Source organism: Streptomyces sp. NPDC002926 (genome assembly GCF_053591755.1).
The window spans coordinates 1-8253 of the sequence record NZ_JBSFUK010000067.1 but is presented as its reverse complement, the minus strand read 5'-3'; the positions used below and the strand labels follow the sequence as shown (position 1 = coordinate 8253).

Below are 8253 nucleotides of genomic sequence, written 5' to 3'. Positions count from 1 at the left end.
CGGCCCCCGACCCCGGCCAGCACCTCGGCGACCTCGGCTTCCGACGCCTCCAACGACACCATCACCCCGCCCGGCTCACAGCCCTGCATCAGCCGCCCCCGCGCAGCCACCAACCGCGCCGCATCCACCAGACCCAGCACACCCGCCACATGCGCGGCAACCAGCTCACCCACCGAATGCCCCGCAACCGCCTCCGGCTCCACACCGAACGACTGCCACAACCGGAACAACGCCACCTCGAACGCAAACAACGCAGGCTGCGCAAACTCCGTCTGATGAACCAGCGCAGCAGCATCGCTGTCCGCATCCGCGAAAACCACCCCGGTCAACGGCATCCGCAAGTGCGGCTCCAGGGCGACACACACCTCGTCGAAAACCTGCCGGAACACCGGGAACGACCGATACAGCTCACGCCCCATACCGATCCGCTGACTGCCCTGCCCGGTGAACAACACCGCCAGCCCACCCCCGGCCGACGCCACGCCTTCGACCACACCCGCATGCGGCACACCCCCAGCAACCGCCCGCAGCCCCTCCACCGCCTCGTCGGCGGACGCGGCGACGGCCACGGCCCGCTGTTCGAGGTGGGAGCGGTGGTTGGCGGCGGTGTAGGCGACATCGCGCAGCTTGGCGACGGAGGCGCCCTGCAGGTATTCGGCGAGCCGGGCCGCGTTGTCGGCGCGGGCCGCGGCGGTCCTGCCCGACACGGTGAGGACCACCGGCGCGGTGGAGGCGCTGCGCTGCGGGCGTCCGGTCACGGCGCCCCAGTCGAGGTCGAAGCCGTCGCACCACAGGCGTGTGGCGACGTCTTCGAGCGCCTGGCGGGCCGGGCGGCCCCGGTGTCCGGTGCCGAGAACCATGGAGCGGTCGTCGTGGTGTGCCATCAGGGTGCGCCGGACGGAGTGCTTCAAGACGGGGTGCGGGGCGATCTCCACGATCCGCAGGTCACGTTCGCGGGTGAGTTCGGTGACGGCCTCGACCACCTGGAAGGGCTCGCACATGTTGCGTACCCAGTAGGAGGCGTCGAGGGACATGCCGTCGATGAAGCCGCCGGTGACGGTGGACCACATCGACACCGCGGCGGGGCGCGTGCGTACGGTGCCCAGGCGGCGCGCGAGTTCAGGGCCGAGGGAGGCTATCTGCGGGCTGTGTGCCGGGTAGTCGATGTTGACTCGCTGGGTGGGGACGTTCCGCTCGGCGAGCGTCCGCTGCAGGGAGTCGACGGCGGCGGCCGGGGCGGACAGGCAGACCTGACCGGGTGACAGGTGCCCGGCGACGGACACCTCGCCGCCGGTCTCGGCGGCGAGGCGCTCCGCCTCGTCCAGGGGGAGTTCGGCGACCAGGAGGGTGCCGTGTCCCGAGGCGCGTTCCGCGCACAGCTGCGACCAGAGGGTGATGACCCGGGCGCCTTCGTCCAGCGGGAGTGCCCCGGCGGCGACGGCTCCGGCCACTTCTCCGACGCTCTGTCCTACGACGACGGTGGGCTCGAGGCCCCAGGCCTGCAGGGTCCGGGCGTAGGCGACCTGGAGGGAGAAGAGCAGGGGCTGGATGACGTCGGTGGCGTCGAGGCGGGAGCTGTCGGCGTCGGCGAGCAGTTCCTCGGTCACGGACCAGCCGGCGACCGCGCGTACGGCTCGGTCGCACTCCTCCAGGGCAGCCCGGAAGGCGGGCTCGGCGAGCAGGTCGCGGCCCATGCCGAGCCACTGTCCGCCGTGTCCCGAGAAGAGGAAGGCGAGTTCGGGGCGTGCCGCGCCGGACGGGCGCGGTGTGTGGGCGTCGATACGGGCCTGCAGGGCGTCGGCGAGACCGTGGTGGTCGGTGACCGCGGCGACGACGCGCTGCTCGCCGGTGCCGGCCGCCAGGAGTTCTGGTGCGTACCAGGCGCGGCCGGTCCTGGCCCGTTCGGCGAGGGTGGCCGCGGTCTCGCGCAGCTCTTCCTCGCTGTCGGCGGCCAGCGGTACGAGCAGCCGTCTGCGGTAGGGGGCCTCTTCGAGTGCGACGTGGGCGTTGGTGCCGCCGAACCCGAAGCCGCTGACGCCCGCGTACCGGCGCTTGTCGCCCGGCCATCCCTGGCGGGCGACGACGACCTCGAGCCGGTTGGCATCGAAATCGATGTGCGGGCTGGGGGTGTCGAAGTGCAGGCTGGCGGGGAGTTCGCCGTGGTGCAGGGCGAGTGCGGTCTTCATCAGGCCCAGGACGCCGGCAGCGGGCTCCAGGTGGCCGAAGTTGGTCTTGGCGGAGCCGATCCGCAGGGCCTCCTGGCGGCCCTCGGCAAAGACGCTGCCCAGTGCCCCGGCCTCTATGGGGTCGCCGAGCGGGGTACCGGTGCCGTGCGCCTCGACGTACGAGACGTCCTTGGGGTCGATACCGGCGTTCTGCCATGCCTGGCGCAGCACCTCGATCTGCGCCTGCGGGTTGGGGGCGGTCAGCCCGTTGGAGGCGCCGTCGTTGTTGACGGCGCTGCCCCGGATCACGGCGTAGATGCGGTCGCCCGCGGCGAGCGCGTCGGACAGGCGGCGCAGGACGATGATGCCGCAGCCCTCGCCGCGTACGTAGCCGGCGGCGTCGGCGTCGAAGGCGCGGCACTGCCCGTCGGGGTTCATGCCGCCGAACTTGGTCATGGCGACGGTGGTGTTGGGGTGCAGCAGGACATTGACACCGCCCGCCAGGGCGAGGTCGGACTCGCCGCTGCGCAGGCTCTGGACGGCGAGGTGTGTCGCGGTCAGCGAGGAGCTGCACGCGGTGGCGACGGCCAGGGCGGGGCCGTGCAGCCCGAGGGTGTACGCGATCCGCGCCGCGATGATCGAGTTGTCCCACCCGACCGCCGAGTGGGTCCCGATGGCTGCCGGGTCTGCGCCTGTGGCCAGGTGGTACTCCTGCGCCATGGTGCCGAGGAAGACACCGGTACGGGAGCCCGCGAGGTCGCCGTGGACGATCCGGGCGTCCTCGACGGCGGCCCAGGTGCTCTCCAGCGCCATCCGTTGCTGCGGGTCCATCTGCCGGGCCTCGGCGGGCGAGATGCTGAACAGCCCGGCGTCGAAGTCGGCCACGTTGTCGAGGAAGCCTCCCCAGCGGGTGTTCATCATGCCGGTCGCGCGGGGGTCGGGGTCGAGCCACTCCTGGGCGTTCCAGCGGTCGCGGGGGACCTCCCGTACGGCGTCCAGGCCGTTGAGCAGGCCCTGCCACAGGGCGTCGGGGGTCTCGACGCCGCCAGGCAGCCGGCAGCCGAGGCCGATGATGGCGACGGGCTCGGCCGCCTGCGCCGTGCCCGGCCGGGCAGGCGCGGGGTGGGCCGCGGCGGAAGAGGTGTCGCCTGCGAGGTGGGCGGAGAGTGCGGCCACGGTCGGGTACTGCCAGACGACCCAGCTGGGTACGGGCCGCCCCAGGGTCTGGGACAGGATGACGACCAGTTTCATCAGCCGTGCGGAGTCAAGTCCGATCTCACGCAGCGGCCGGTCGAGGGCCACCGACTCCGGGCGTGTGTCCAGTAGTTCGGCGAGGACGGCGCGCACAAGTCCGGCGATGTCGTCGGCCGTCGTCGCAGCGGAACCTGCGTCGCTGTTCACCTGGGCAAAGTTCATCGGCTCTTCCTTGATGCTCGTCGGACCGGACTTCCGGCAGCGATGAAAAACAAGAGTTCGAACGAGACCGGCCACGTCACGGTGGCGGCTTGTGCCCACGTGACGTGGCCGGTTGTGCCGGGGCTGCGTGCCGGATCGGGCCGGCGGCATCAGCCGGAACGCGGGGTATGAGACAGCGTTCATCATGGTTCCGGTCGCTCGAGCGTGGCTCGAACAGCGTGGCCGGAACTCAGAGGTGCACGTTTGTGCCGGTCAGGCCGCGGCTTCCTGCTCGCGGGCGGCCTCGCGCCTGGCGGCTCGCTGCGCGGCCAGCCGGACACGTACCTCGTCGAAGGTGGGGAGCTCGCGCGAGGTGCTCACCCAGCGGATCCCCTCCCATTCGAACGCGATGTCCCTCATACGCCGCACGGCGTTCCGGTGCCCCTCGGAGGAGAGGAATCCGTTGAGCGCCTCCTCGTCCGTCCAGATCGACAGCGCGCGCCCGCTGTGCCAGTTCTGCTCCGACACGGCGAAGACGGCGCCCAGCAGCCCCGGACGCTTCCAGAGATCCTCGAGGAGAACCTCGTTGATCGCGGCGGCCACCGGCTCGCCCTCCGGCTTCGGCCAGCCGTTGGACTCGGCGACGATGTAGGTGTCGGGCAGCGGCCCGGCCAGTCCGCCCGTCTCCGGGTCTATCGCCGGACCCAGCCAGCCGAGCACGACGTTCAGGTCGGACTCGTCACCGGAGGCGTACTCCTCCAGCGTGGTGGGCCGCACGCGCTCCGGCGCGGTCTCCTGGATCACGTCCTGCTGTACCGCTTCTTCCTGGGTCGCTTGTTCCTGAATCACTTCGGTCATGTCACTTCGCCTTTCGTCGGACAGGGAGTCGCACGTATTCGAGGATCAGCATCCGCAGCACCATCTGCCGCGGCTCGCCGTGCAGTTCGAGCGTCGGCAGGACCGGCAACAGGGCACGGAACATGGCCTTGAGTTCCTCGCGGGCCAGGGAGGCGCCGATGCAGCGGTGGGCGCCGTTGCCGCCGAACGCGATGTGCCGGTTCGGCTTGCGGGTGATGTCGAAGGTGTACGGGTCATCGAAGACGGCCTCGTCACGGTTGGCCGCCGGGAAGAACAGGGCGACCGACTCCCCCTTGCGGATCTTCTGCCCGCGGATCTCGGTGTCCTTGACGCAGGTGCGTACGAGGGTGATGGCGATCGACGTGTAGCGGATGATCTCGTCGACCGCGCTGTCGAGGAGCGTGGGGTCGTCGATCAGCTTCTGCAACTGGTCGGGGTGTTTCAGCAGGGCCTCGATGCCGCCGGTGATGGCGTTACGGGTCGTGCCGTTGCCCGCCTGGACCAGGTTGAAGAGCTGGTACGACATGTCGTGGAACTCGAGCGGCTTGTCCTGGACCGTGGCTCTGACCAGCCGGCTGAGTACGTCGGTGCCCTCGCCGCCGCCCTCGGCCATGCGCGCGCGGACCAACTCTGAGAAGTACTGGTCCAGGTGGCCCATGGCGCGCATGAAGCGCTGCATTGCCTCCTCGCCGTTCTCGTCCGCGTAGTCCTTGTGGAAGGCGGAGGCGGTGTCCTTGTGCGAGGCGAACAGCTCGTCCCAGTCTTCCTCGGGCACACCGAGCAGCTCGAAGATGGCGGCCAGCGGGAGGCGGCCGGCCAGCCCGTGCGCCACGTCCGCCGTGCCGTTCTCGTCCAGGAGCTTCACGAACTCCTCGACGTACCGGGTGGAGAGCTCGAAGAAGCGCTCCTGCCTGGCCGCCGTGGCCTTGGGCGTGAAGCACGGGTACATGGCCTGCCGGACCTGGTTGTGCACCGGAGCGTCCATGAGCCCGAGCCCGGCAGGATGGTCGGGTGCGTGACCGTAGAGAGCGGAGCGGCGCTCACGCTCCATCTCCCACGGCTCGATCTCGTCGGGGGTCTCCACACCGATGCGCTGCTGGTGGGAGAAGCATTCCGTGTTGCGCGAGACAAAACTGATGTCCTCGTGCCGGGTCACCAGCCAGAACGGCTCGTACCCGGGCTGCTGGTACCAGTGGACCGGCGACTCCTTGCTGAGCCGGTCGAACTCCCCCCACGGAAACCCCGTGTCGTACAGATGATCACTGGTGACGTCGATCGTGGCGACTGAATTCATGACGGGCACGTCGTCCTTTACTTCGGGGTGTTCTCGTTGAGGAATCCGACAATCGTCCCGACCGTCTGCGCGCGCTTCTCGGCGGAGTCGAATCCCGCGTCGACAAGGCGCGCCGAAGGCGCCTGCGCGGCAATGCGCTCGGCCACGCCCTGGGGCTGCCGTCCGCCCTTTCCGGGGAGCACGAGCAGCGGCACCGGGAATTCACTCACGGTCTCCTCCGGTACGGAGAAGTACGGGGATCCGGCAGGGAAAAGGCCGTCGCGGAACCGCACAAGGAGCGTGATGTACTTCTCGCGCCGCAGCGCCAGGATCTCCTTGTGGAATTCGGTGTCGTCGCGCAGCCGCTGCGCGAACGGGCCGGCTGCCGGGTTGGTGGCGAAGTTCCCGTCCCGCGCGGCCGCCGCGAACACGGCGGCGAGCCCCTCGGTCTCCGCGTCGTCGAAGGACGCCGCGCGCGGCAGCCGCATCGCCTCGTCGAACAGTGAGAAGAAGTCCGCGAACGCGTTGGTTCCCTCCTCCCGGCCGACCGGCTCCTGGCACACCACCGAGCGGATGCGCTCGGGTGCCTCGGCCACCAGCCGCCAGGCGTGGGCGCAGCCGATCCCGGCGGCCACGACATGTGCCCGCTGCGCGCCGACCTCGTCGAGCACGGCCAGTTGGTCGGCTGCGGCCTGCTCGTACGAGAAGGGGGTGGCCGGCGCCTTGCTGCGTCCGCCGTGGCGCTGGTCCATGGCGATCACCTGAAAGTGCTCGGCCAGCTCCCGCACCGGGTGGTAGAAATTCTCGTCCCAGGCGTCGATCCGGCTGAGCGTGTCGCCGGGCGCCAGCAGCAGGACCGGCTCCCCCGAGCCGCTCACCTCGTAGTGGATATGTGCACCGTCCGGCCGCACAATGTCAGGCATTGTTCTCTCCTCGGTTCTTCGGAATGGCCTGCAGCAGTTCCGCGGCCATTGCCTCGTGGTTGTCGATAGGAGCCGCGTGGGTACCGGCGATGGTCCGGTGCACGAAGTCTCCGTGGGTGTATTCCTGCCAGCCCCGTACGGTCTCTTCCGGCAGTACGGGATCGTCGGAGGCGGCCACGGCATGAATGGGGAATCGGAGCGGATCCCTGGCGTCGGCTTCGAGAGACGCACGGTGATTCAGGCCCAGTACGGTGTCGTCACGCAGCGCCGCGCCGTATGCGGTGAGCAGTTCCTCGCTGGAGAGAATGCTGTCGGGAAGAATTCCCGCGAGCGCCGCCGCCAGGTCCGGGACGGACATCGTCTCCAGCGTGTCGGCCAGCTCCCCCATCCGCCGCATACCGGACGGCGGCGGGGTGCGGGGCGGCAGGCCGCAGGCCGGCACCAGTGTGAGCGGCGGGCAGTCGGCCCGGTCGGCGAGTGCGTGCGCGAGTTCCCAGGCCAGCCAGGAGCCCTGGCTGTGCCCGTACAGCACCGTGGGTACGGCGTCGAGGCCGGTGAGTTCGGCGACGATGCCGTCGATCACGGCGCACATGTCGGTCGCCGCAGGCTCGGCGAAGCGGTCCTCCCGGCCCGGCATCCGGACGCCCAGCAGCTCGACACCGTCGGGAAGGAACCGGATCAGCGGTACGTGGGCTGCGGTGGTCCCGCCGGCTCCTGCGACACAGACGATCCGCGCGGACGGCTGCCGAGCCGGTTTCAGGATGCGCAGCCAGCGCCCCGGTCCCGTGTCGTGGCCCGGGCCCTCCGTCGAACCGGGCAGGGCGGCGGCGATGATGGCGCGGCCGAGGCCCGCGCAGCCGGCGTCGCCCAGGATGACCTGGGCCGGCACCTGCTGTCCGGTGAGCCGGGCGATACGGCTGCGCAGGCCGACCGCCATCAGGGAGTCCATGCCGAGCTGCGGGAGCGGCTGGTCGTCCATGACACTGCCGACAGGCAGGCCGAGCACCGGCGCGACCTCGGACTTGATCAGATCGAGGACCAGGGCGAGCCGCTCCTGCTCGCCGAGTGACAGCAGCCGCGCGCGGAAGGAGGAGTCCTGCTGCGGTCCCTGGCCGGGCGGGTCGGCGGACTGTGCGGCCTGGCGCCCGAGCCACTCGGTCAGCAGGGGCATCAACTCGGCGACACCTGCCCGCAGATGCTCGGGCGCATCGAGGAGTTCGGCGACGCGGGCCGGCTCGCCCGTGTTCACGGCGTCCCAGAACGCCTGGCCCTGGGGGGTCGCGGGGCTGCCGCCGATGAGGGACGACGGCTTCCAGTGGTGTTCGCGCTGGAAGGCGTAGGTGGGCAGCGGGACGAGCCCGGTACCGGTAGTCGCGGGAAGGACCCGGTCCCAGTCGAGTTCGTGTCCGTGCGTGTGGAGCAGCCCCGCATTGTGCAGCAGCTGTTCCATGCCGCCCCGGTCCCGGGCGAGGGAACCGACAACAACACCACCACGGTCCGCGCCGGCATCGGTCAGCGGCATCGACAGCACCGGATGCGCGGAAATCTCGACGAACACCGTGTGCCCGTCATCCAGCAGACCCTCCAGCGCACGGTCGAACCGCACCGGCTCCCGCAGATTCCGGCACCAATACCCCCC

Annotated in this window: 5 protein-coding genes; all 5 read right to left on the bottom strand. The window is 70.4% G+C overall.

Annotation, left to right across the window (positions count from 1 at the left end; all coding sequences use genetic code 11):
* A partial coding sequence (locus ACWDZ6_RS33125) for a type I polyketide synthase (protein WP_451505790.1) occupies positions 1-3581 on the bottom strand: 3581 nt, incomplete at its 3' end.
* Between the two features lie 252 nt (positions 3582-3833).
* Positions 3834-4418 carry a hypothetical protein gene (locus ACWDZ6_RS33120; protein WP_451505789.1) on the bottom strand — a complete coding sequence of 195 codons (585 nt, stop codon included), beginning with the start codon at positions 4416-4418 and terminating at the stop codon, positions 3834-3836.
* Between the two features lies 1 nt (position 4419).
* Positions 4420-5712 carry a cytochrome P450 gene (locus tag ACWDZ6_RS33115; RefSeq protein WP_451505788.1) on the bottom strand — a complete coding sequence of 431 codons (1293 nt, stop codon included), beginning with the start codon at positions 5710-5712 and terminating at the stop codon, positions 4420-4422.
* Between the two features lie 17 nt (positions 5713-5729).
* On the bottom strand, positions 5730-6614 hold the full coding sequence (locus tag ACWDZ6_RS33110; RefSeq protein WP_451505787.1) for an alpha/beta fold hydrolase: 885 nt from the start codon (positions 6612-6614) through the stop codon (positions 5730-5732).
* Positions 6607-8253 (bottom strand): thioesterase domain-containing protein (locus ACWDZ6_RS33105; protein ID WP_451505786.1); only part of this gene is annotated, 1647 nt, incomplete at its 5' end. The genes ACWDZ6_RS33110 and ACWDZ6_RS33105, both read right to left, overlap by 8 nt.